27 protein-coding genes are annotated in these 25,178 nt (G+C 37.9%); 1 reads left to right on the forward strand and 26 read right to left on the reverse strand.

Annotated features, from left to right (window positions below):
- Nucleotides 1-18: 18 nt before the first annotated feature.
- From IGK82_RS10000 to licT, 5 genes are all read right to left on the reverse strand, one after another.
- A complete protein-coding gene (locus IGK82_RS10000; protein ID WP_002379720.1) occupies nt 19-696 on the reverse strand; it encodes a TetR/AcrR family transcriptional regulator in 678 nt (225 codons plus the stop codon).
- Between the two features lie 147 nt (nt 697-843).
- Nucleotides 844-1,413, reverse strand: coding sequence for a guanylate kinase (locus tag IGK82_RS10005; RefSeq protein WP_002387147.1), 570 nt, complete (start codon nt 1,411-1,413; stop codon nt 844-846).
- Nucleotides 1,414-1,594: 181 nt separating this feature from the next.
- Nucleotides 1,595-3,040, reverse strand: coding sequence for a glycoside hydrolase family 1 protein (locus tag IGK82_RS10010; protein ID WP_002362575.1), 1,446 nt, complete (start codon nt 3,038-3,040; stop codon nt 1,595-1,597).
- A gap of 24 nt (nt 3,041-3,064) precedes the next feature.
- Complete coding sequence (locus tag IGK82_RS10015; protein WP_002359609.1) at nt 3,065-4,945, reverse strand: beta-glucoside-specific PTS transporter subunit IIABC; 1,881 nt, start codon at nt 4,943-4,945, stop codon at nt 3,065-3,067.
- Nucleotides 4,946-5,107: 162 nt separating this feature from the next.
- Nucleotides 5,108-5,950: a BglG family transcription antiterminator LicT gene (gene licT, locus IGK82_RS10020; protein WP_002359608.1), complete on the reverse strand. Its 843-nt coding sequence runs from the start codon at nt 5,948-5,950 to the stop codon at nt 5,108-5,110.
- Between the two features lie 301 nt (nt 5,951-6,251).
- Here licT and IGK82_RS10025 point away from each other — a divergent pair, with 301 nt between their 5' ends.
- The gene (locus IGK82_RS10025) at nt 6,252-6,878 is read left to right on the forward strand and encodes an FMN-dependent NADH-azoreductase (protein WP_002367152.1); all 627 of its coding nucleotides are present in this window, start codon (nt 6,252-6,254) and stop codon (nt 6,876-6,878) included.
- A gap of 61 nt (nt 6,879-6,939) precedes the next feature.
- Here IGK82_RS10025 and IGK82_RS10030 read toward each other — a convergent pair whose 3' ends face one another.
- From IGK82_RS10030 to nadE, 21 genes are all read right to left on the reverse strand, one after another.
- A complete protein-coding gene (locus IGK82_RS10030) occupies nt 6,940-8,109 on the reverse strand; it encodes an AI-2E family transporter (protein ID WP_002381494.1) in 1,170 nt (389 codons plus the stop codon).
- A 4-nt stretch (nt 8,110-8,113) separates the two neighbouring features.
- Nucleotides 8,114-8,482 (reverse strand): PTS glucitol/sorbitol transporter subunit IIA, encoded by a 369-nt coding sequence (locus IGK82_RS10035; protein WP_002356567.1) that lies wholly within the window; start codon nt 8,480-8,482, stop codon nt 8,114-8,116.
- Between the two features lie 127 nt (nt 8,483-8,609).
- Complete coding sequence (locus IGK82_RS10040) at nt 8,610-8,786, reverse strand: DNA-directed RNA polymerase subunit beta (RefSeq protein ID WP_002356564.1); 177 nt, start codon at nt 8,784-8,786, stop codon at nt 8,610-8,612.
- A 13-nt stretch (nt 8,787-8,799) separates the two neighbouring features.
- Entirely contained in the window at nt 8,800-10,101 is a 1,302-nt protein-coding gene (gene murA / locus IGK82_RS10045) for a UDP-N-acetylglucosamine 1-carboxyvinyltransferase (protein ID WP_002356562.1), read from the reverse strand.
- Between the two features lie 102 nt (nt 10,102-10,203).
- Nucleotides 10,204-10,440: a DUF1146 family protein gene (locus IGK82_RS10050; protein WP_002356560.1), complete on the reverse strand. Its 237-nt coding sequence runs from the start codon at nt 10,438-10,440 to the stop codon at nt 10,204-10,206.
- Nucleotides 10,441-10,628: 188 nt separating this feature from the next.
- Nucleotides 10,629-11,048, reverse strand: a complete 420-nt coding sequence (locus IGK82_RS10055) for a F0F1 ATP synthase subunit epsilon (RefSeq protein WP_002356559.1) — start codon at nt 11,046-11,048, stop codon at nt 10,629-10,631.
- A 16-nt stretch (nt 11,049-11,064) separates the two neighbouring features.
- Complete coding sequence (gene atpD, locus IGK82_RS10060; RefSeq protein ID WP_002356558.1) at nt 11,065-12,471, reverse strand: F0F1 ATP synthase subunit beta; 1,407 nt, start codon at nt 12,469-12,471, stop codon at nt 11,065-11,067.
- A 73-nt stretch (nt 12,472-12,544) separates the two neighbouring features.
- Nucleotides 12,545-13,453 (reverse strand): F0F1 ATP synthase subunit gamma, encoded by a 909-nt coding sequence (locus tag IGK82_RS10065; protein WP_002359606.1) that lies wholly within the window; start codon nt 13,451-13,453, stop codon nt 12,545-12,547.
- 15 nt (nt 13,454-13,468) lie between these two features.
- Nucleotides 13,469-15,025: a F0F1 ATP synthase subunit alpha gene (atpA, locus tag IGK82_RS10070; protein ID WP_002356555.1), complete on the reverse strand. Its 1,557-nt coding sequence runs from the start codon at nt 15,023-15,025 to the stop codon at nt 13,469-13,471.
- Between the two features lie 28 nt (nt 15,026-15,053).
- Entirely contained in the window at nt 15,054-15,596 is a 543-nt protein-coding gene (gene atpH, locus IGK82_RS10075) for an ATP synthase F1 subunit delta (RefSeq protein WP_002356554.1), read from the reverse strand.
- Nucleotides 15,583-16,113 carry a F0F1 ATP synthase subunit B gene (gene atpF, locus IGK82_RS10080; RefSeq protein WP_002365031.1) on the reverse strand — a complete coding sequence of 177 codons (531 nt, stop codon included), beginning with the start codon at nt 16,111-16,113 and terminating at the stop codon, nt 15,583-15,585. The genes atpH and atpF overlap by 14 nt, the downstream gene beginning before the upstream one ends.
- A 137-nt stretch (nt 16,114-16,250) precedes the next feature.
- Nucleotides 16,251-16,472, reverse strand: coding sequence for an ATP synthase F0 subunit C (gene atpE / locus IGK82_RS10085; protein ID WP_002356552.1), 222 nt, complete (start codon nt 16,470-16,472; stop codon nt 16,251-16,253).
- A gap of 48 nt (nt 16,473-16,520) precedes the next feature.
- On the reverse strand, nt 16,521-17,240 hold the full coding sequence (atpB, locus tag IGK82_RS10090) for a F0F1 ATP synthase subunit A (RefSeq protein ID WP_002356551.1): 720 nt from the start codon (nt 17,238-17,240) through the stop codon (nt 16,521-16,523).
- Between the two features lie 302 nt (nt 17,241-17,542).
- Nucleotides 17,543-18,007, reverse strand: a complete 465-nt coding sequence (gene smpB / locus IGK82_RS10095; protein WP_002356550.1) for an SsrA-binding protein SmpB — start codon at nt 18,005-18,007, stop codon at nt 17,543-17,545.
- A 12-nt stretch (nt 18,008-18,019) separates the two neighbouring features.
- Nucleotides 18,020-20,389: a ribonuclease R gene (gene rnr / locus IGK82_RS10100; RefSeq protein ID WP_002379722.1), complete on the reverse strand. Its 2,370-nt coding sequence runs from the start codon at nt 20,387-20,389 to the stop codon at nt 18,020-18,022.
- Nucleotides 20,389-21,162 (reverse strand): alpha/beta hydrolase, encoded by a 774-nt coding sequence (locus IGK82_RS10105; protein WP_002384145.1) that lies wholly within the window; start codon nt 21,160-21,162, stop codon nt 20,389-20,391. The genes rnr and IGK82_RS10105 overlap by 1 nt, the downstream gene beginning before the upstream one ends.
- Nucleotides 21,163-21,307: 145 nt before the next feature.
- Nucleotides 21,308-21,544 (reverse strand): preprotein translocase subunit SecG, encoded by a 237-nt coding sequence (gene secG / locus IGK82_RS10110; protein WP_002356546.1) that lies wholly within the window; start codon nt 21,542-21,544, stop codon nt 21,308-21,310.
- 167 nt (nt 21,545-21,711) lie between these two features.
- A complete protein-coding gene (locus tag IGK82_RS10115; RefSeq protein WP_002356545.1) occupies nt 21,712-21,987 on the reverse strand; it encodes a GNAT family N-acetyltransferase in 276 nt (91 codons plus the stop codon).
- Nucleotides 21,977-22,261: a (4Fe-4S)-binding protein gene (locus tag IGK82_RS10120; RefSeq protein WP_002394100.1), complete on the reverse strand. Its 285-nt coding sequence runs from the start codon at nt 22,259-22,261 to the stop codon at nt 21,977-21,979. The genes IGK82_RS10115 and IGK82_RS10120 overlap by 11 nt, the downstream gene beginning before the upstream one ends.
- A 91-nt stretch (nt 22,262-22,352) precedes the next feature.
- A complete protein-coding gene (locus IGK82_RS10125; RefSeq protein WP_002394101.1) occupies nt 22,353-24,182 on the reverse strand; it encodes a heavy metal translocating P-type ATPase in 1,830 nt (609 codons plus the stop codon).
- A 167-nt stretch (nt 24,183-24,349) separates the two neighbouring features.
- Nucleotides 24,350-25,177: an ammonia-dependent NAD(+) synthetase gene (gene nadE / locus IGK82_RS10130; RefSeq protein WP_002356540.1), complete on the reverse strand. Its 828-nt coding sequence runs from the start codon at nt 25,175-25,177 to the stop codon at nt 24,350-24,352.
- Nucleotide 25,178 lies beyond the last annotated feature (1 nt).

Consider the following 25,178-nt stretch of genomic DNA (forward strand, 5'->3'; position numbering starts at 1 on the left):
AACTTCTCCTCCTTTTTGCTACTTATAAGCGCCATTTTTCAACCAACTTAATTTCATTTTTAATTGTTTGACTGCTTCAGTTGAATCATAGGCAGTATTTTCTCTTTGTTGACGATACCCATCAACAATTGTTGAGAAAACGGCATGCATCGCCGTCTGCATGAACCATGTGAATTCTTTTGGCGTTTCAATGGTTAATTTCGAATGATCAATTATTTGATAAAGATGTTCTGCATAGGCAGCATGGCCTTTTCTTCCTCTATGCTTATGACAGTGCTGTTTCCTATTTTTTTCCTCTTCCCCAGTCGCTAAATTATCCGTCACCCGACGTGAAGCACGATAGTCCATGTTGACAAATAAATTCCGATAGAAAGAAGCATTCTCTCCAGTTAGCACTTCGACAATCATTTTGGAGAAATAGACATCCATGGCTTCGATTAAATCACCATTTTCCGCAATAATTTGTTTCTCTAAATCTCGTTCACTATTTTTTCTTAATGTCGCAAAGTAATAAAAATACAAATCTTCTTTGTTCTCAAAATATTGATAAAAGCTACCGCGCGGAATTCCCGCTAATTTAACAATATTTGCAATTGACGCTTCTTGTAAAGAATGGCGCGAAAATTCAATTTGCGCAGCATCTAATAAGCGTTGTTGCTTTTCTTCTGGCAAATGAAAAAACGTATTCGTAGGCATATTTGTGTTCCTCCCTTTTATGACACATTGTCATATGACACCATGTCATTATAGCACTCTCTATTCAGAATGCAAGTTTTTTACAAAAAAAATCAAGCACCTAGCAAGACAAAATTGATGTTAGATTCTGTCTCACCAGTTGCTTGATTAATAATAGTGTTTGATGCATTCTTGTAACAAGCCAGCGACCTCTTTTATAGGTCCATTGGCATCTATTCGTTGATAATTAGGATATTGTTCCAATTGGTTTTTGATAAGAATTTCTTGATCATAAAGGTTTAAACGTTCTTCAATAATTTTAGGATCAGATTCTCGTTGTTTTAAACGTTGATAAATATTTTCTTTTGAAACGTCAAAAAAAACTGGAATGACGGACTCGCCGAAACGCTCAAAGACCGCTTGAAAGCCTGGAAAAGTTAACGCATTATAGGCTGGATGCTCTTTCGTTGTTTCAACGATGGCAGCTACACCGACACCGTAATAGTTTCCATGGTAAAAATCATACTCCACTAACTGATTGGTTTCAATCAAGGCTTGAAAACTTGCTTTTGTTTCAAAATAGTAATCCACGCCATCCACTTCATCCAATCGTTTTTTCCTCGTAGTATGCGAGATAACTTTATAGTTTTTCGGAAAAACCTTACTTGTAATTGCGGTCTTGCCAGAACCACTCGGACCCATAATAACAAAAAATGGATGTTGTAATTGCTTAATCATTAGAAACGCTCCTCTCAGTTGTTTCTATTATAACGTATTGTGCACTATTTTGAAAAATTGACAAAAAAGAGCTTGGGCCAAAAATCACTTTAGATTTTTGGTCCAAGCTTAAAAATTAATAAACAGCGGAAACAGAAGCAACAACCTACTACGCTTATCTTGTTTTGTTTAATTACAATAACTAGTCTAAGTTTTGTCCATTAGTTTCAATAACTTGTTTGTACCAATTAAACGATTTTTTTTCATAACGGTTTTTAGTACCATTTCCTTCATCGTCTAAATCAACGTAAATAAACCCATACCGTTTACTCATTTCACCTGTGGAAGCACTGACTAAATCGATACAGCCCCACGGCGTATAGCCCATTAAATCGACGCCGTCTGCAACTGCTTCTGCCATTGCTTCAATATGACGACGTAAATAATCAATCCGATAGTCGTCTGCCACATAGAAATTTTCGTCTACTTTATCAATTGCACCTAAGCCGTTTTCCACAATAAATAAAGGTTTTTGATAACGATTATATAATTCATTTAGGGCGATTCGTAAGCCTTCGGGATCAATTTGCCAACCCCATTCACTTGCTTCTAAGAAGGGATTTTTAACGCCGCCTAAAAGATTCCCATTTGCTGTATCGTTGGTAGTACCAGTAACATCGACAGCAGTCGACATATAATAACTAAAGCCAATGTAATCCACTGGGTATTCTTTTAATAATTCTAAATCTCCTTCTTCAATAACTAAGTCTTTCACAGCATATTTTTGATACATGCGTTCTGCGTATGCTGGATATTCACCACGAACTTGAACATCTGTACAATAATAATTAAACTCTTGGTTTTCAATCATTGTAGCAACTTGATTGACTGGATTCGAATCAATGCCATACGTTGTGGCATAAATAATCATACATCCAATTTGTAATTCTGGATTTAATTCATGGCCAATTTTTACAGCTTTACTACTTGCAACAAATTGATTATGCCATGCTTGGAAAATGTTTTGATAATCATTGGCTCCATTGCTTTTTACCAATCCTTGACTAAGCGCTGGGAAATGAAAAGCTGAATTAATTTCATTGAATGTCATCCAATAGTTAACTTTTTGGTGGTAACGTGTTAAAACAGTTTCCGCAAAACGTTCATAAAAGTCAACTAATTGACGATTTTTCCACCCGCCGTATTCTTTCGCTAAATGCAGTGGCATTTCATAATGAGAAATCGTAATTACTGGTTCAATGTTATAGCTTAAACATTCATCGATAACCGCATCATAAAATTTCAAGCCGGCTTCATTCGGTTGTGTTTCATCTCCTTGTGGAAAAATACGCGACCACGCAATTGAAAAGCGATAACATTTGAAGCCCATTTTAGCAAACAACGCAATGTCCTCTTTAAAGCGATCATAGTGATCAATTCCTGTATGATTAGGGTAGCGATATTTCGTTTCGTCAATCGTCCAATCAAACGCTTCATCTCCTAAAATAGCGAAACGTTGTTTTCCTCCCGGCATCGCATCTGCCACAGATAACCCTTTACCATCGGCTAAGTAAGCCCCTTCTAATTGATTGGCTGCGGTCGCACCGCCCCATAAAAATCCTTTTGGAAATTTTGTCGTTGTTGTCATACTTGTTCCTCCTCCAATTGTCTTTTATTTAATAATGGCTAAAAAGTCTTCACCATGTAACACGTCTGTTTGGTTCATATCCAAAACATCTAAATAATCATTCGTATTCGTTACCACAATCGGTGTAACTACCGGATAACCAGCTTCTTTAATGGCAGCAATATCAAAAGTAACTAGCAAATCTCCTTTTTTAACAGAATCACCTTGTTTCACTGATAATTCAAAGCCTTTACCATCTAATTCGACCGTATCCATGCCAATATGCATTAATAATTCAACGCCCTCTGTTGTCGTCAAGCCAACAGCATGTCCTGTCGGAAATAATGTGGTGATTTCACCATCTGCGGGTGCATACAGTTTGCCTTCAGTCGGCTCAATTGCAACACCTTTTCCTAAAGCACCTGAAGCAAAAACAGGGTCTTGTACTTTTTCTAGCGGTAAAATTTCACCTTGAAGTGGACTTGCTAAAATAATTTTGTCTTCTTGATTCGTTTTTACAGGTGCCACCATCTTATCAGTTTCTGTTTTTTCAGTTGCTGTTTCTGGATTAGGTTGATCTTCAAAACGTAAGACAAACGTTAAGACAAACGCAATGATAAAGGCAATTCCGGCACCAATTGCACCAGTAATCATCGGTGCAGTATCTTTTGTCTCTGCAGGAATAAAGCCAGGCAAGCTCAACATACTAACCAAGCCAAACGTAAAGTTTTTCACGTGATTCATAGCCACAAATGCACCACCGATACCGCCACCAATACAAGCTGCAATAAATGGTTTTTTCAATGGTAAAGTCACGCCATATACAGTTGGTTCAGTAATTCCAAAAATAGTCGTAATACTTGAAGACAAAGCCAAACCTTTTAGTTTCACATTTTTTGTTAGGAAAAAGACAGCTAAAGCAGCCCCGCCTTGTGCAATAACGGCTGGTAATAACATCGGTACCATCGTATCGCCACCTTGTGTTAAGTTTAACATCATAATTGGTACAAAGCCCCAATGCATACCAAACATTACCAAGACTTGCCACAACGAACCCATTAATAACCCTGCGATAATTGGACTAAAAGCGTAAATTGCGTTGTATCCTTGTCCCAACCAATCGCCGATGACCGTCCCGATAGGACCAATAGCTAAGAAGGTAACAGGTGCCATAATAAGGAAAACAGCTAACGGAACGCAGATAATTTGTAGAAAACTCGGAATTACTTTTTTGAAGAAACGTTCTACATAACTTTGTGCAAAAACAGCCAAAATAATTGGTAAAACCGAAGAAGTATAGCCACTTGGCCCAATAATCACTGGAAGACCAGCAAAGCTAATTGTTTTGCCTGCTAAAGCAGTAATGCTGGGATGAACCAAGGCCATCGCCAAAGCAACCGCTAAAAAGGGATTAGTATTGAATTTTTTAGCAGCCGTAAACGCTAACATAATTGGTAAGAAAGTAAATAAACCATCTGCAATCGAAAAGAGAACAAGATATACGCCTGAAGTGTCAGCTAACCAGCCCATAGTTACAGCCAATGTTAAGAAGCCTTTTAGAACCCCAGCGCCGGCCATTGCACCTAAAAACGGTGTAAAAATAGAAGAAATAATATCAATTAAACGGTTAAAGATATTTCCGCCACTTTCTTTTTCTCTATTATCAGAATCATTACCTAGTCCACTGTTGGCCATCAAATCCTTATAGACATCACTAACGTGACTGCCAATAACCACTTGATATTGTCCTGCACTTTGAACTACCTGAATAACATCTGGGTCAGCATTCAATGCAGCTGTATCTGCTTTATTTTCATCTTTTAATTTAAAACGTAAGCGTGTAGCACAGTGAACAACACTATTAACGTTGCCTTCGCCCCCAACAGCTTTTAACACACGTGCTGCAATTTCTTGATTTTTACTCATCTCTAGATCCTCATTTCCATTAATTTTTAATATCAAAAAAACCTACATTGAAAAAGAGCCAGATCCTTCTCTTCACAGCTGCGCAGTCTGCGAAAATCGTTATCGGTTTTTTCAATCTAGGTTTTGCCTGCATTATCAGTAACAATCCGCGATTATTGGTTGTTATGCTTTTTTATCATTGACCACTCTTTGGATATGAATGGTTAAATAAATCATTTCCGCTTGATCAATTGGTCGATCATAGCTTTTTAATAAATACTCATTAATACGTTGGACCGCTTGAAACGCCTTAGGATACTTTCCTTGGACCAATGCAAAAAGAAATTCGTCCTCCTCATCATGCGCTTCTTGTTTTAAATAACGTTGCGCAAAATATTGAAGATGTGTAACAATTCGTTGATAGTTCAATGAATCTTCATCAAACACCTGTCCAAAGTAGCGACTAATAATCGTTAAAATATCACGAACCATCTTGGTTGCTTCCATGGTAACTTCCATATTGCCATTTCCTTGTTCAGCATTCACAATATGAAAAGCAATGAAGCCCGCTTCATTTTCTGAAAATTGAACCCCTAGCTTTTCAGCAATAATCGCTAATGCTTGCTTTGCGATTTCAAATTCTTTAGGATAAAATTTGCGTGTTTCGAATACAAGAGGATTCGGAATATCAATTCCTTCTTTGGCTCGAAGTAACGCATAGTGAATATGATCCGTTAAAGTTAAATAAATATTTGATGAAAGCTCAATCGCTAGCGTTGTTTCTGCTAAATCAACGATTTGTTTGACGACTTCTACTTCTTTGGTGGGGACGTCTTCAAACAGCTGCTGGAATTGCCCTGCCATAGCGGAGTCCTTTAACACGAATTCCTTTTCAACATAATCTGGATTGATCGTGTCTCCAATCTTCTTTTGAAAGGCTAAGCCGCGTCCCATATAAACAATTTCTTCGCCTTGCTCATTTCTTGAAAGCACGACATTATTATTTAAAACTTTTTCAATCCTCATGATGAATGCAACCTCACTTTTTTATAAAAAAAGCCCAGAATCCCTCCACTGATTGTGTTAATGGAAGACTCTGGTTTTGCCTGCAAAGCAGTAACAATCCTTATTTACAAAGTAATAATAGCATGCTTTTTTTTAATATGCAAGCCTTTCCAAAAAAATATTTTTATTTATTTTTTACTCTGTTGATCCATTTTAAAAAAAAGTTTACTAAAAGTAAAAAAAAGACTTGCTTTCTCTTACTTTTTATTAGTAAAATAGAGATGTTGAATTTTTAAACTATTTATTTTAAGGAGATTACACAATGTCAAAATTATTAGTTGTTAAAGCACATCCATTAACAAAAGAAGAATCACGCTCAGTTCGTGCGTTAGAAACATTTTTAGCTTCATACCGTGAAACAAATCCATCAGACGAAATCGAAATTTTAGATGTTTATGCCCCAGAAACAAACATGCCGGAAATCGATGAAGAATTATTATCTGCTTGGGGTGCACTTCGCGCTGGCGCAGCATTTGAAACATTAAGCGAAAACCAACAACAAAAAGTGGCTCGTTTTAATGAATTAACTGATCAATTTTTATCTGCAGACAAAGTAGTAATTGCTAATCCAATGTGGAACTTAAACGTACCAACACGCTTAAAAGCTTGGGTAGATACAATCAACGTTGCTGGAAAAACATTCCAATATACTGCAGAAGGACCAAAACCTCTAACAAGTGGTAAAAAAGCCTTACACATCCAATCAAATGGCGGCTTCTACGAAGGAAAAGATTTTGCTTCTCAATACATTAAAGCGATTCTAAACTTTATTGGCGTTGATCAAGTCGACGGATTATTCATCGAAGGAATCGATCATTTCCCTGATCGCGCGGAAGAACTTTTAAATACTGCCATGACCAAAGCAACTGAATACGGTAAAACATTCTAAATTTTCCGAGTGATTTACATCAAAAAGAGACAAGCAGTTCGTTCACTGCTTGTCTCTTTTGTTACGTAGATTCTTGTTGATCTGGCTTATCTTCATCATACAAACCGGAAACGATTTGGTACCATTCAAAAATGTGTGTAATTATCACCTTAGCTGCGGCATAAACAGGAATTCCTAAAATCACCCCGACAATCCCAAATAGTTTACCAGACGTTAATAAAACAACCAAAATGGTGACTGGATGAATGGATAACTGACTGCCTAGGACAAGTGGTGAAATAAACCGACCTTCGACCGTTTGCTCAATGGCAAAAACAATCAAGACTTTAATTAACAAAGCTGGCCCACTGACAATTCCTAAAAAGACTGCTGGAATCATGGCTAAAAATGACCCTAAATAAGGGATTAAATTTAAAAAGCCTGCTGCAATACCTAAAGTGACTGCATAATCTAAGCCAATGACAGAAAAACCAATCATAAACATAATTGCCACTGCAAAAGCGACAGTTAACTGTCCTCTAATATAAGAAGAGACTTGATCATTGACTTCTGCAAGAACTTTTAAGGTTGGTTTACGCATCTTCACTGGTAAAAACTTCATTAAATATGGCGCTAAGTTTTTGCCATCTTTCAGTAAATAAAATAGAATAAACGGCATCGTAATGATGGCGACAAAGATCGTAGCCACCGCCCCAAAGAAATTACCAATTCCTTGTACTGTGAACGTTGAGACGTTTTTAATGATGGTACCTAACGAACTGACAACTTTATCGCCTGCCGCTTCAAGTTGTTCTCTAAATTGCGCAAAAAGTGGATCACTTAATATTTCCTGCGATTTTTGATCAATTGTATCAATATATTGAGGAAAATGATTCACAAAGCTGACAGATTGCTCACGAATTTTAGGAACGATTACAATACCACCCCAAATGAGTAGTGCCACAATTAAAATAAATAGGCCGATAATACTCCAGACACGCGAGATTTGTTTTTTCTCTAAATAATCGACAATCGGATTTAATAAATAATATAAAATCCCCGCCATAATTACTGGTAAGCCGACAACGCCAAAAAACTGCCAGACGGGCTTAAATAAATAAGAAACTTTCGTAAAAGTTAGAATAATTAACAGCACCAATAAGACAATCAGTAAGGCTGTTACTACTTGATTATTTAAAAACCAACGCCAAAACCAAGACAGGCGTTTATCAGTCGTTTGTTTTTTATCCATTGATTCACGCTCCATTTACTAAATAATCAATTGTTGTTCCAATGGTTATCTTTGGTAACTGATGGGGCGTTAAATAAACACCATTTCGGATAACATCATCCTCATCGGTTGGTGCATCAGCAAAGATTAAAGTGCTGTGAGCGATACTTTGCAAGTTACTATTGGCAAAAGAACCCACTTTTGTGATTGTATAGTTTGTATCGCCAATTTTCAGATGATCTCCTTCTGCCAAGGTAACTTGGTCTTTTTCTGGGAATGATTGAATAACTGCATGTTGCTTCAAGGTATCGGTAGCAGTTTCTCCAAAAAGAATAATCATTTTTTCTGAATCATCGATTGCATGTTTGCCTATTTCTGTTACGGTTGCTTGCATCTTCCATCCCACTCCTTCATTATCTTACTTCTATTATTATAGCATAGAATAAAATAGATATTCAGGAAAAAGAAAAGGCGGTGAACAATCGTCAATTGACTTTTGTTCACCGCCTTAAAATAAGTTTTTATTTAAAGAAGTTCATAATATGAGTCCAAATTTTTTCATCAAAGACATCCATTGGATTCCCATTTCCAATCAAACCATAACCAATCATTGTTCCCACAACAAATAAGATAATGACTAACGAAATGACCACTAGAATTTTCAATAATGTTACTAAAATATAACGAAATGAACTCATACGTTTGACTCCTTTAGATTACTGTCGTTGCTTGTTTTTCTTCAATTTTTTCATCATTGACACGTTCAACGTTCGCGCCTAATTTTTGAAGTTTTTTATGGAACTCATAATAGCCACGATCTAAATATTTCAAATTAGAGACACGTGTAATGCCATTTGCACGTAACCCTACTAAAATCAATGCGGCAGCTGCCCGTAAATCAGTGGCTTCCACTGCTGCTCCTTGTAACTCGTTGCCACCATTAATAACGGCAATGTTGCCGTCAATTTTTAAGTCAGCGTTCATTCGACGCATTTCCTCTAAGTGTTGGTAACGATTTTCAAAGACTGTTTCTGTCACGATGCTTGTTCCTTCAGCAAACATTTGGATCGCTGTCATTTGTGCTTGCATGTCTGTTGGGAAACCAGGATGCGGCATTGTCTTAACATCTGTTGGTTTTAGATGTTTTGGTCCAATTACACGGATGCCATTTTCTTCTTCTTCAATGATTGCACCCATTTCAGTTAATTTAGAAATTAGCGGACGATTATGTTCAGAAATTGCTTCTTCAATTAAAACATTTCCCTCAGTCATTGCTGCAGCTACCATGAACGTACCTGCTTCAATTCGATCTTGAACGATTGAATGCTCTACGGCATGTAATTTATCGACGCCTTCGATACGCATCGTTTCTGTTCCAGCACCGATAACATTGGCACCCATTTTGTTTAAAATGTTTGCTAAGTCAACGATTTCAGGTTCACGAGCAACGTTTTCAATGATGGTTGTTCCTTTCGCACGAACAGCAGCCATCATAATATTTTGCGTAGCGCCGACACTTGGGAAGTCTAAGTAAATAGTGTTACCGATTAGTTCATCCGCAATTGCTTCAATGTAACCATTTTTTTGGATGATTTTTGCACCTAATGCTTGGAAGCCTTTTAAGTGTAAATCAATTGGTCGTTTGCCAATGGCACAGCCACCTGGCATTGCCACTTTGGCATGGCCATTACGAGCCAATAAAGGTCCCATTACAACGATAGAAGCACGCATTTTACTAACGTACTCATAGTTTGCTTCGATCCCTAAAGGTTGTGTTGCGTCTATTGTTACTTCATTCGCGTCTTCATCAAAATCAATGGCTACATTCAAATGCTTAATTACTTGATTCATTGTAAATACATCAGATAAAATTGGTACATTTTTTAAAGTAGTAACGCCTTCTTCAGCTAAAAGAGTAGCTGCTAAAATTGGTAAAACAGCGTTTTTGGCGCCTTCAATTTTTACAGTTCCTTCTAATTTTGTATTACCACCATGAACAATAATTTGTTCCATTTTGTTCCCCCCAAAAAAATGAGAATAGGTATTCCTATTCAAAATCTTTACTATTATACCATTATTCAACTAAAAATTGTACCTTTTTTTATTTTTCAATTTTTAAGGAAAATACACAATGAAAAGATTTCGACAAAGCGCAATCAATTCTAAAGCAAACGAGCTAACTGTGTATCCGATAGCGATGGCGAAAAATACCATCAACATTCTGATTTGCGGTGTAAATTGGGTTTTGAAAAATTGCTCAATACGCAATGATTGCAACGCCCAAAAACTTATGTAAATGAACATAAGATGACTAACGATTCGAACAATAGCATCTACTCCATAGTATTGCATAAGGAGCCTCCTTTTTTCTAACGTAGGAATATTTTATCACAAAATAATAAAAACCGATAATTAATCCACTTGAAATGCCAAAATTTGACACTATTTATTAAAAAATACGAAGAAATAGAGTTTAAGGCACCTGACTCAATAGCAAGCGCCTTAAACTCTACAAAAGTGACTGAATCCTTCAGCCTTTTTTACCCATGTTTCGATACGTTAATCCGGTTGATTGCACGATGCAAAGCAACAGTCGCACGACGTAGTTGATCGCGGTCGTCTTTTGCTTTGGCTTCTTCAATTAAACGTTCTGCTCGTTGTTTTGCTCGTTCAGCACGAGGTACATCGATATCTCGTTCACGTTCGGCACTATCGGCAATAATAGAAACGACATTATCACGGACTTCCATGATACCACCATTTACAGCTACCCAGTCAACATGTGTATCTGAATCGGTCCGTTTGATGCGGACTTCATCAATCGCTAGCGGAACGATGATTGGCGCATGTTTTGGTAAAATACCAATTTCACCATCTGTTGTTTTCGCCACAACGATTTTTGCATGGTGGTCATAAACTAGACCATTAGGCGTTACTACATTCACAGTAAGACTATCCATTGTGTTTGCCGCCTTTCTAGTAGTTTAATTGTTTCGCTTTTTCGATGGCATCTTCAATTTTACCGACACTACGGAAGGCTTCTTCTGGCAGATTATCATGTTTACCTTCAAGAATTTCTTTAAAGCCACGAACTGTTTCCGCAACTGGTACATAAGAACCAGGTTGACCTGTAAATTGTTCAGCAACGTTAAAGTTTTGAGATAAGAAGAATTGAACACGGCGTGCGCGACCAACAAGTACTTTTTCGTCATCTGATAATTCGTCCATCCCTAAAATAGCGATGATATCTTGTAATTCACGGTAACGTTGTAAAATATGTTGCACTTCGGTAGCCACTTCGTAGTGTTCTTCTCCAACAATTTCAGGAGCCAAGGCACTAGAAGATGAAGCTAACGGATCTACCGCTGGATAAATCCCTTGTTCGGTTAATTTACGTTCCAAGTTAGTTGTTGCATCCAAATGGGCAAACGCTGTTGCTGGCGCTGGATCGGTATAGTCATCGGCTGGAACATAGATTGCTTGAATAGAGGTAATTGATCCTTTTTTCGTTGAAGTAATCCGTTCTTGTAATTGTCCCATTTCAGTCGCTAAGGTTGGTTGGTAACCAACGGCTGACGGCATCCGACCTAAAAGGGCAGAAACTTCTGAACCGGCTTGGGTGAAACGGAAAATGTTATCAATAAATAATAGCACGTCTTGTCCTTCCACATCACGGAAATATTCAGCAATCGTTAACCCAGTTAAGGCCACACGCATCCGTGCACCTGGTGGTTCGTTCATTTGACCAAAAACCATGGCTGTTTTTTCAATAACGCCTGAATCTTTCATTTCATAGTACAGGTCGTTCCCTTCACGTGTCCGTTCACCAACACCAGTAAAGACGGAAATCCCTCCATGTTCTTGGGCAATATTATGAATTAATTCTTGAATTAAGACGGTTTTACCAACACCGGCACCACCGAAAAGTCCGACTTTACCACCTTTTAGATAAGGTGCTAATAAGTCAATAACTTTAATCCCTGTTTCTAAAATTTCATTACTGGTACTTAATTCATCAAATGCTGGCGCTTTTTTATGAATCCCACTACGTTCAGCATCTGCAGGGAATGGCGCTTCTAAGTCAATTGTGTCTCCTAAAACGTTAAACACACGACCCAATGTATCTTTACCAACAGGAACTGAAATTGATTTTCCTGTATCGATAACTTCCATTCCACGTTGTAAACCATCTGTCGATTCCATGGCGATAGAACGAATCACTCCATCACCTAGTTCTAAAGCGACTTCAAGTACTACTTTTTGTTTTGCTTCGCCATTTTTATAAACGACTAAAGCGTTGTTAATATCGGGTAAGGATTGATCTAATGAAAATTCCACGTCAACAACGGGACCGATTACTTGAACAATCTTTCCTGAACTCATAATTTCTTTCCTCCAGTCTTCATAAAGTCACACGCTTTGAACGTTTTTATAAACGTTCAAACGTAAGACTAGATTATTCTAGTGCAGCTGCACCAGCAACAATTTCTGTAATTTCTTGGGTAATCGCCCCTTGACGAGCACGGTTATAAGAAATTGTTAAATCGCTAATAATATTTTGCGCATTGTCAGTGGCTGTTTTCATGGCGGTCATCCCAGCAGCATGTTCTGCTGTTTTCGCATCAATGATCGCCCCATAAATTAAGCTTTCTGCATATTGTGGTAATAATTGATCCAAGATTGCTTCAGGTGAAGGCTCTAAAAGATATTCTTGTTCGTAAGAGGTCGCCTCTGATGGATCTAAATCAGTAATTGGCAACATTTTTTCCACACGAAACTGACTCGTTAGTGAGTTAACGTGGTGATTATAACAAACATACAATTCATCAAACACTTCGTTTTGGTACATAGTCGTTGCCGTTGTCACAATCTTACGGACTTCTTCAAACGTTGGTTGATCCGTTAAGCCTCTTAGCTCATAGGAAACATCGATTCCGCGTGCTTTAAAGAAATCCGCCCCTGTACCACCAATGGCGATTAAGGCATATTCTTTATTAGAATCATGGTCTTCTTGAATCATACTCATGGTTTGTTTTAAGATTGAGCTATTGTAGCCACCAACTAACCCTTTGTCAGAAGTGATAACGATATAGCCTGTTTTTTTGACAGGTCGTTGTGCTAACATCACATGATAGTTCCCTTCACTAAGAGAAGATTGTTCTGTTTCACGTAATTCACTTAACTGAGCAGCTACTAAATGCGTAACGACACTACGAATTTTTGAAGAATATTCTTGAAAGCTTTTAGAGGCGCCTTCTGACTTGGTCAATTTGGCTGCAGAAACCATTTGCATCGCTTTGGTAATTTGGCTTGTCTTTTTTGTTGATGCAATGCGTTGTTTGATTTCGTTTAATGAAGCACCCAATGTCGCTCACCTCTCTTATGCGTTATCGATTTTTTCTAAAGCTTCTTTGGCTGAATCTCCGCTATTGTTTGCCGCTGCAAACATTTCAGAAAACTCTGTAATCGCTGCATCTAATGCATCAGTATCTGGTAAGTCTTTCGTTGTACGAATGGTTTCCAATAAGTCTGCATGTTTGCCATCAAAATAATCGAATAAATCTTGTTCAAAGTGTAAAATTTTATCTACGCTCACGCTATCTAAAAAGCCGTGTGTTAACGCATATAAAATTAAGACTTGTTTTTCTACAGGCAGTGGCGCATGTAGTTTTTGTTTTAAAATTTCTACCGTACGACGACCACGGTTTAATTTAGCTTGTGTTGCCGCATCTAAATCAGAGCCAAATTGTGTAAAGGCTTCTAACTCACGGTAACTAGCTAAGTCTAAACGAAGCGTTCCGGCAACTTTTTTCATTGCTTTGATTTGCGCTGATCCTCCGACCCGAGAAACAGATAACCCAGCATCAACGGCTGGACGAGTGCCTGCATAGAACAAGTCGCTTTCTAAGAAAATTTGTCCATCAGTGATTGAAATAACGTTTGTTGGAATATAAGCAGAAATATCGCCTGCTTGTGTTTCAACGAATGGTAAGGCTGTCATTGAACCGCCACCTAATTCATCACTTAATTTAGCTGCACGTTCTAATAAACGTGAGTGTAAATAGAAGACATCCCCTGGATAAGCTTCACGACCTGGTGGACGGCGTAATAGTAGAGAAAGTTCACGATAAGCCACGGCTTGTTTTGATAAGTCATCAAAAATAATTAAGACATGTTTGCCGTTATACATGAATTCTTCACCCATTGCAGTTCCTGCATATGGTGCAATGTAAAGTAATGGTGCTGGTTGTGAAGCCCCTGCAGTCACAACGATTGTATAATCTAAGGCACCAAATTTACGAAGTGTTTCTACTTGGTTACGAACAGTAGATTCTTTTTGACCAATCGCTACATAAATACAAATTACATCTTGTCCTTTTTGGTTAATAATTGTATCAATTGCAATCGATGTTTTCCCTGTTTTACGGTCTCCAATAACTAATTCCCGTTGTCCACGACCAATTGGTACGAGGGCATCAATGGCTTTTAAGCCAGTTTGCATTGGTTCAGCAACAGATTGACGTTGCATAACACCGGGAGCTGTTGCTTCCACAGGACGTGTTTTGTCTGTTTTAATTTCGCCTAAACCATCTAATGGTTGACCTAATGGATTAACAACACGGCCAATCAAAGCTTCCCCAACGGGTACTTCCATGATTTTGCCTGTGCGTTGTACTTTATCTCCTTCACGAATGGTTTCAAAATCGCCAAGGATAATAATCCCTACATCATTTGTTTCTAAGTTTTGTGCCATTCCGTATGAACCGTTTGAAAACTCAACAAGTTCTCCACTCATGGCATTTTCTAAACCGTGGGCGCGGGCAATTCCGTCACCGACGTAAGTGACTGTTCCAACTTCTTCAACAGCAAGCTGTTGTTGATAGTTTTCGATTTGTTCTTTAATCAAGGCACTGATTTCTTCTGCTTTGATAGCCATTCAATTCACCTCTTTGTAGTCCTAAAGATTATTTTAATAACTTCTGCTGCATATGTTCTAATTGTTTGCGGATGCTGCCATCGATTACTTGATGGTTTGCTTCAATAACCACTCCGCCGACAATTGACGGGTCAATTAAATTGACTAAATGCGCTTGTTCATACCCTAATAATTGGGCAGCTTTTTCTTCCATTGCTTGATGTTGTTCTTTTGATAAAGGAATGGCTGTTGTCACTGAACCCAAAATTAGTCCTTGGTGCTCATCATAACGTCGTTCATATTCATCAATCATCAAGAGCAGATCGTACATGCGACGATATTCGTAAACCACTCGCAAAAAGTTTTGCATCATTTCACTAAAACCTGTTACTAGTTTTTCCATGATGCTGTCTTTTTCATAAGGCTCTAAGCGATCATCACTTAAAATATCGCCAATACCAGGTACTTGGTGATAGACTTCGCGAAGCGTCAATAATTCTTGATAAATTGCTTCAGCTTGGTTCTTTTCAACTGCCAACTCAAACAAAGCCTTGCCGTAGCGTTTACCAACTGTATATTTATCTAGTTTCATTTGCTTTACCTAAACTTTCAATATAAGAATCAATCAATGCTTCATGTGCATCTGGTGTTAATTCTTTATTTAAAATTTTGGCTGCAATTTGAAGAGAAAGATCTGCCACTTCATTTTTTACTGAAGACAATGCTTCTTCACGTTCTTGAGAAATATCTGTCCGAGCTTTTTCGCGTAAGCGAGTAACTTCCGCAGTTGTTTCTTTTAATGTTTTTTGGCGAGTCTGTTCTCCACTTTCTTTCGCGTTTTTAATAATTTCAGCTGCTTCTGATCTGGAAGAAAGTAATTGTTGTTGACGTTCTTTTTCCATTTTCGCTGCTGCTACGCGAGATTGTTCTGCAGAGTCTAAATCGTTGGCAATTTTTTCTTCACGTTGTGTCAAAATATCTACGATTGCTCCCCATGCATATTTCTTTAATAAGAGCATCAAGATTAAAAATGCACCACTGACAACAATCATCGTGCCTAGTGTGGTACTAGGAGCCGTTTCACCGACTACCAATGTAGTAAGTAGCATGAAGTCTCAACTTCCTTTCCTGCAAAAATCGATTTAGCTTCTTCAACTGCTTTATCACCAGCTATTGAAAAGACTAAAGATAGAAGAAAGCAGTGACGGTCCCGATAATAATCAGCGTCCTGCCTCCATTTTATTGCTTATCTGAATAAAAGTAATAAAGAAACAACGACACCTAAAATTGGCACAGCTTCGATTAAAGCGACCCCGATAAACATTGTTGTTCTTAATTGACCAGACATTTCTGGTTGACGAGTCATTGACTCGATTGTTTTTGAAATAACTTGTCCGTTACCGATAGCGGCTCCGATAGCTGAACCGAAAATTGCAATTGCTGCTGCGATAAAATTTAATCCTTCCATTGTGTAAAATCCTCCTAAAAGATAATTTTTGTCCTTCGTATTTCTTGATTATTCTTCTGTTTCAATTTTGTGTGACATATAAACCATTGAAAGTGTCACAAAGATAAACGCTTGGATACATCCAATAAAGATTGAGAATGCTACCCAAATCATTTCTAGCGGAATTGCTAGTGGGATAACCCATAATCCGACGCTTGCTACGGTTCCAGCAATTAAGCCCAATAGAACTTCGCCGGCAAAAATGTTTCCGTACAAACGCAAGCCTAATGTTAATAGATTCGTGAATTCTTCCATTAATTTTACCGGTAGTAAGAAACCAACGGGTCTTAAATAACTATTAACTAGATAGCCTTTAAAACCAAAGCGTTTCATACCAAAGAAGTGTGTTAAGACAATCATCATCATCGCTAACGTTAAGGTTACGATTGGATCGGCGGTTGGACTTTTCCAAACGCTGAGATCGTCGCCCACAACGATTTTTGTAACGAGACCCAAGATGTTTGAAACAAGTACAAACATGAAGAGGGTAAACGCCATTAAATGAAAATTGCTCACTTCTTTACGAGGTAAATTGTCTGTAATGATTCCACGAATAAAATCCACTAACCATTCGATGACCGTTTGTTTGCCTTTAGGTCGTAGCTTCATATTTCTCGTACAAGCATAGACAAAGGCGAAAACAATGATACACGTCAACAGCACCATCAAAACAATGGTTCCATCAAACCAAATTGGTCCGATATTGAAGAGTAATTTCTTCTCTTCCAAATCAATTCACCTCTTTTCCAACAATCTTTCAGAAGTTTCATCCTACTCCTGAGTGATAATCCCTGGCAAAGCTATCGTACCACCACTTGTTGATAATTTACAAATAGTTTACTTTTAAAATTTCATGTGTTGAAAATTGGTTGGAAAACCTTTTCCATAAACCAATCTAATGCAGGGTGGTACTGCTTTCCGAAGCGATTAAAAAATGAATCATTTACATTCATTTACTCAACACTTACCAGATTTTACACCTAATCCGAAGAAAGGCAAGCAAATATGCGAAAAAGAATAAATTTACATTTTTAACGTCGGTTATTTTTTAATGTTCGGCTGATTTGTCGGTCAACTTCCTTACGTTTCAAGTCTTCACGCTTGTCGTACTGCTTTTTCCCTTTAGCTAAACCAATCAAAACTTTGGCATAGCCGTCTTTAATATAGACCTTCAAAGGTACTAATGTGATACCTGTATTTTTGGTTTCGCCGATTAACTTATTAATTTGTTTTTTGTGTAATAATAATTTTCTGGTACGTAATGGGTCATGATTAAAAATATTGCCCTGTTCATATGGACTAATATGAACATTATACAAAAAGGCTTCTCCGTTTCGAATTCGTGCAAAACCATCTTTTAAATTGATACGACCATTTCGAATAGATTTGATTTCTGTTCCTTGTAAAACAAGCCCAGCTTCAACCGTATCGATAATTGAATAATCATGTCTAGCTTTGCGGTTTTGTGCGATTAATTTTCCTTCCCCTTTTGGCATAAGCGACCTCCTCTACTTCTTCTTTTTCCCTTTTTTATTTTTTTGTTTCATTGCTTCTTTATAAAAAGGTTGTTTTTTGCCTTTGCCTTTTTTCTTATTTTTCTTTTTCTTACCATCAAATGATTCATCTTTTTTATTTCTTCGTTGATTATTTGAACGAGTTGAAGAATTGGCTTTACCTTTTTTACGTCCTTTTGGTCCTTCGACTGGCGCGACTTCCTCAGCTGAAATCAATTCAAAATCAACTTCTCTTGTTTCTGGATCAGCTTTTTCAACACGGATTTGAACTTTCTGACCAATTTTCAAAGTCATTCCCGTCCGTTCACCAACTAACGCCATATGATTTTCAATAAAGTGGAAATAATCTTGTTTTAAGTTGTTCACGTGAATCAAGCCTTCTATTGTATTAGGCAGTTCCACAAAGATACCAAATTTTGTGACTGAGCTGATGATCCCGTCATACGTCTCTCCCACTTTATCTACCATAAATTCGGCTTTCTTCATGGCGTCCACTTCACGCTCTGCATCAACTGCGCGACGTTCCATACTTGAACTATGGTTGGCAATTTCTGGTAATGCTTCGTTCCATTTTTCTTGATTTTTTTCAGATTGATCTTGGCTATAGCTGCGAATCAAACGATGCACAATTAAATCTGGATAACGACGTATTGGTGAAGTGAAATGCGTATAATATTCAGCAGCCAACCCATAGTGTCCGTAGTTGTCTTCTGAGTATTTCGCTTGTTGCATACTTCTTAGCAACATCGTATTGATAACCACTTCTTCTGGCTTATTTTCAACTTGCTCTAAAACTTTTTGTAAATCTTTCGGTGAAATGTTTTCTTTTGTTCCTTTAACAAGAATGCCAAGTACTGCAGCAAAATCAAAGAAACGTTGCATTTTTTCTTCTTTTGGTTGTTCATGAATCCGATAAATAAATGGCAGTTTTAAGTCATGATAATGACGTGCCACAGTTTCATTCGCTGCCAACATAAAGGATTCAATTAATCGTTCACCCACGCCACGCGTGCGTAAAAGAATATCTTGGGGATGACCATTTTCATCAACTAGGACTTTGGCTTCACGATCTTCAAAAGAAATCGCACCACGGCGCATACGCATCTCTTCTAATATATGGTGCAGCTTGCCCATCTCTTTAAACATGGGAACTAGCTCTTTGTAGCGTTCTAACGTTTCAGATTTTTGCTCTTCTAAAATTTCATTGACTGCTGTATAGGTCATTCGCTCCGTTGTTTGGATTACACTTTGGAAAATTTCATGCGAAATAACTTCTCCTTCTGGTGTAATTTCCATCTCACAACTCATGGTTAAACGTGGAACATGTGGGTTTAGCGAACAAATCCCATTCGATAATCGCTGCGGAATCATTGGCACAACTCGGTCTGTCAAATAGACACTTGTACCACGTTCATACGCTTCCATATCCAATTGGCTTCCTTCAGTTACATAATAAGAAACATCTGCAATATGCACCCCTAAAAAGAAATTGCCATTTGCTAACTTTTGTACCGTTACTGCATCATCTAAATCTTTCGCATCTTCTCCATCAATCGTCACAATCAACTGATCACGTAAATCCCGACGACCGACTAAATCGCTTTCTGCAATAGTTTCTGGTACTTGGTCCGCTTCAGCTAAAACTTCGTCAGGAAATGCTGTGGGAATTCCATGAGCCACCACGATTGATAAAATATCCATTCCTGGATCATTTTTATGACCAATCACTTGTTTGACTAGTCCTTCCATACTCGTTGGATATTCTTGATCTGGATAATAGGTAATTTCAGCAATGACAATGCTACCATCTACTGGCTTAATCCCTTCAGGTGCAATTGATACAGTATACTGATTCAATTTCTTATCTTTGGGAATCATGTAGCCATACAGTCCCATTTCTGCCATTTCTTCTTCACTATATGCCACAAATTCTCCGACAACTTGGCTCACTGCTCGCTCTTTAATTTCTTTGACTTTACCTTCTGCGCCGCGATCTGAAAAAGGATCCGCATGTTGGATCACGTCAATTAAAACCGTATCTCCATCCATTGCAAAGTTCGTTGCCTCTTTCGGAATATAAACATCTGGTTCTTCAGGATCGATGGTTACAAAACCAAAGCCTCGTTCATTCGCACGAAACGTTCCTTCTATTAATAAGTCTTTCATTGGTAACAGGACTTTGCCTTTTTTGTTGAAACTAACTGACTTTTCTCGTTCCATTTGTGCAATGGTTTGCACTAAAATTTTAAAATCTGAACTTTTTTCTAAATTCAAGCCTTGTGCAATTTCTTCCATTGAAAAGCTTTTCTTTTTTTGGCTTTCCATGAAATGTAAAATTTGCTCTTTAATTGTTTGTTTTGTCATTATTTCTCCTCATTCCAAGGTAGTGTTGCTAAAAATTGCACCACATCTTGCTCTAATTGTTTGTGTTCTCCACTCACCGTAATGACATGTCCGCTGTTTGGGTACCATTGTAAGGTCACACGTGCTTGTGTTAGTGCTTGGGCCGTTTGATAGACGCCCATTGGCTCAATCATTTCATCTTTGCCAGCTTGCGCTAAGAAAAGAGGTGCGTGGATTTTGTTTAGTTTGTCAGCCGTCTGACTAGCAATCGTTTCAATCGCTCCTAATTGTTGTTTGACTCGTTGCTCAATCGATTGCAACCGGCTTTGTTGTTCCTCTGCAGGAACTTCTGCGATTTTCATCACGTTTTCTGCGTATAATACAAAATTTTCTGGGACTTTATTTTCGACAGGGTAGATCGGTGAACAGAAAAATCCACCACCAATTAATCCTGTTAATTGTTCCGTTAATGCATGCATACTGAAAATCCCGCCCATTGATAAACCAAAAATGGCAATTTCTTGGTAGCCTCTTTCTCTCAAAAAAGCGACTGCTTCTTGTGTATCTTGCCACCATTGTTCCGTTGTTTGATCTAAAATATCTTCAGGAACTAGCGTGCCATGTCCTGAAAAATTAGGCGAATAGACAGTATAATTTTCTTTTTCTAAACGTCTGCTTAACATCCGTACATCATTACTGCTGCCAGAATAAGCGTGTAATAAAAGGACCGCCCGTTTTCCTTTTTCTGAAAATAACGGCTTCGGTAAATTGATTTTTTTTGCCACTTCGCTCACCTCAGCTTCATTCTATCATATTCTCAAAAGAAAACCTTCCGAAATGATAAGTTTCAAAGACTTTTTCAGAAAGAAAAAGAACAGAAAAATAAGTGTCCGCACTCATCTCTCTGTTCTAAACTTGTCATTTTAAAAGATTACGTACTTATTTTGAAGATAAGAACGCCAAAACAAATAATAAAATCATCCAAATTGCGCCAAGAACTGCTGTTGAGCGTTGCATAACAGCTTCAAAACCGCGCGCTTTTTGCTTCCCAAATAATTTATCTGCACCGCCAGTGAAGGCACTTGCTGCACTGTTTTGTTTGCTTGGTTGCATCATAACAGTAATGACGATTAAAACAGATAAAATGATGACCAACGTTAAGATTAGATTATACATGCGTTAATTCTCCTTTTTATACAAATATGCGAAATTCATCTACTTTAATGTAGCATATTTTATCTGTAAACACCAGTGAAATTTAATGTCTTTCCTTATTTGTCTCTAATAGCAACAGCCGCAAGTAGGAATCAGATTTCTACTTGCGGCTGTTGCTAACTTATTTTTTATTTTCTCAACACGTCTCCGTATTCAGGTTTAGTATCAAATTCTTTTTTAGCAAATGGACATAGCGGAATAATTTTTTTATGCTCTTTTCTCGCTTTTTCAACACCGGCTAAAACAAGTTTTTCAGCTAATTTTTGTCCACGATAAGTTGGATCAACAAACGTATGGTCAATAATCATCATGCTTTCGCCAGCATCTGACCAAGTCATTTCACCAATTTCTTGGTTTTCATCGTTATATAGAGCAAAACGATTGTTTTCTTCTTTAATTTGCATATTCGTTCCCTGCTTTCCGAATATATTTTAGAGCACCACTTGGACATGAATCTACCACAATCATGTCATTTTCAACACTTCCGTTATCTGGAATAATCCATGGTTTCCGACCAACTTCAAAGACTTCTGGATTTCCGCGAACACAATTACCAATATGTTCACAAATATCTTTATTATAAAAGATATCAATTCCTTCCCCCGTATATTTACGGTAGCCTTCTTTTAATAGTTGTTCTTCCGTGACTGGTTGCCCCTCTATTTGGTTTCCTTTCATTGCACAATCTCTCCCCTGTAACTTATTAATATTAAAAACGTACCTTTATTTTACCACTAAGCTGGACATTCAGGCAATTAATTGTTCCACCTTACTGGCCAATTCGACGAGCTCGCAAAGCAGATAAGATTGACACAGTGTCCACAACTTCTTGTAGCATAGCCCCGATTAGCGCTGGAATAATCCCGGTACTAGCAATTAACATTAGTAAAACGCAGATAAAAATTCCGATTAACACAGATTGTTTGGCAATTTTCATGGTATCTTGGGCAATTTCGACCGCTTGGCTGACTTTACTTAAGTCATCTTTTAAAATAACAACGTCAGCAGTTTCACTAGCCGCAGTAGCTCCATGAGCGCCCATAGCAATACCTACGTCTGCAGCGGCAAGCGAAGGTGCATCATTTACACCATCTCCTACCATGATGACTGGATGATTTTCTTTAGGCAATTCTTTTAGAATAGTTAACTTATCTTGTGGTAAACATTCCCCATGTACTTCGGTAATTCCTACTTCTGCAGCAATCGTTTCTGCGACGGATTCTTGATCCCCCGTCAGCATTAAAATTCGTTGAAGATGTAATTGGTGTAATTTTTCCATAGTCTCTTTTGCTTCTGGGCGTACAGTGTCTGTAAAAGTAATTCGGCCTAAATATGTGCCATTACGTGAAATATGAATAGTCGTTTTATCAATTTTTTCAGTTTCTTGAGACTCTTGTGTCACAAAATTCTTTTTACCTACCCGTATCTCAGCACCATCCACAAATGCCTTCACGCCAGCACCAGAAACTTCCGCTAGATCTGTAATATTTTTTAATGGGACATCTTGCTTTCTGGCATAAGCAACAATTGATCTAGCTAAAATATGACTTGATTCTTGTTCCACGCTTGCTGCCAATCCCACTAATTCAGCAGCAGTTATTTCAGCATTGATTGGTTGGACTTGATCAACAGAAAGTTGTCCTTGCGTAATCGTGCCTGTTTTATCAAACGCAATCGTTTTTGCAGAAGCTAATTTTTCGACCATCGTTCCCGATTTAATAACGACCCCATGACGACTTGAACGACCCATCCCTGCCACTAAAGCAATTGGGGCAGATAGAATTAAAGGACACGGCGAAGCAACAACTAAAACTTCCGCAAAACGTGTCGGACTTTTCGAAACAAACCAAGCAACACCTGCAATTAGGTAGGCAACTAGTGTAAAAGGTACCGCATAGCGGTCTGCTAAACGTACAAAATGAGCTGGACGTGCCGCAGATTCTTTCACTAAGTTCACAATTGTTTGATATTGACTGTCTGCTACAGTTTTTTCAGCAACCATTTTCAAAGAGCCATCACCATTCACGGAACCCGACATTAATTCATCCCCAGGATTTTTTTCAATTGGTTTTGATTCTCCTGTTAATGAAGATTCATCGACTGTTGATGTCCCGGTTTTTACCAAGCCATCAACTGGAACTAGTTCCCCTGGTTTTACTACTAATTCATCGCCAACATTGATTTCCTCAACAGTAACATCTTCTAAATTTTCGCCATTCAAGCGATGAGCTTTTTGTGGCGAGTTATCCAATAATGACTTCAGCTCTTGGTTAGCTTTTCCAGCAGCATAGTCTTCTAATGAATCACCACCAGTCAACATAATTAAAATCATCAAACTGGCCCAGTATTCTCCCACAGCTAAGGTTGCAACGATAGCGGTAATCGCTAAAATATCGACACCATATTTTCCTTCACGTAAGGTTTGAATCATTTCCCAGAACATCATTAACGCCATTACAGAACCTGTTATTAAAATAATACCATACGCCCAATTCGGCTGATGTAAAATAAATTCAAATAATAATGCCAAAACTCCTGTTATAATTGTAATCCCCAATTTTGTTACATGCTTCATCTCTTTTTCTCTCCCATCATTCACTTTACATTATTGAGCGTACCTTTTCTGTTTTGAAAAAGAAAGTGAAAACGCCTAAATGAAAACGACTTTCATTATCATAGGATAGTTGCTGTAGCAACGTTTACTTTCTAAAAAGTAGTTATGTAAAAAAACACAGACCATCGTTCATTCGCCGATGGTCTGTGTTTTTATTTCCAAAAATCATCAAAAATTGTAATGGGTAAATGCCGTTTGTGTTGTCCTTTTTTATACCAGTTTTCAATTGTTTGTTGATCTGTTTCCGAGACTTTTTTGCCTTCCAAATAGTCATCAATGGCATCATACGTGACACCTAAGGCAACTTCATCTGCAACTAACGGTTTGTCATCTTCTAGATCAGCTGTTGGTATTTTTAAATACAAGGCTTCTGGTGCCCCAAGTTCTTTCAGCAAAGCTTTTCCTTGGCGCTTATTTAAACGAAATAACGGTAAAATATCCGCTCCGCCATCACCATATTTGGTGAAGAAAGCTGTCACATTTTCGGCTGCGTGGTCTGTGCCAATTACTGCGCCAGCATTTTCGCCAGCTACTGCATATTGTGTAATCATACGTTGACGTGCTTTCATGTTCCCTTTATTAAAATCGCTAATTTGAACGCCAGCGTTTTCTAGCGAACCAACCATTGCATCCACTGCTGGTTTAATATCCACTCGTAAAGAAACATCTGGCTGGATAAAGGCTAGCGCGGCTTGTGCATCAGCTTCATCTGCTTGCTCACCGTAAGGAAGGCGAATCGCAATAAATTGATACGACATATCTCCTGTTTCTTCGCGCATTTCAGTCATCGCTAATTGTGCTAAGCGCCCAGCCAATGTTGAATCTTGTCCGCCACTAATTCCCAAAACAAAGGTTTTTAAAAAAGGATGTTTAGTTAAATAAGCTTTCAGAAAATCAATACTTTTACGAACTTCTTCTTTTGGATCAATTGTCGGTAAAACACCTAACTCTTGAATGATTTTTTCTTGAAGTGTTGTCATT

It is taken from the genome of Enterococcus sp. AZ197, assembly GCF_050556405.1.
GTDB lineage: Bacteria > Bacillota > Bacilli > Lactobacillales > Enterococcaceae > Enterococcus > Enterococcus faecalis.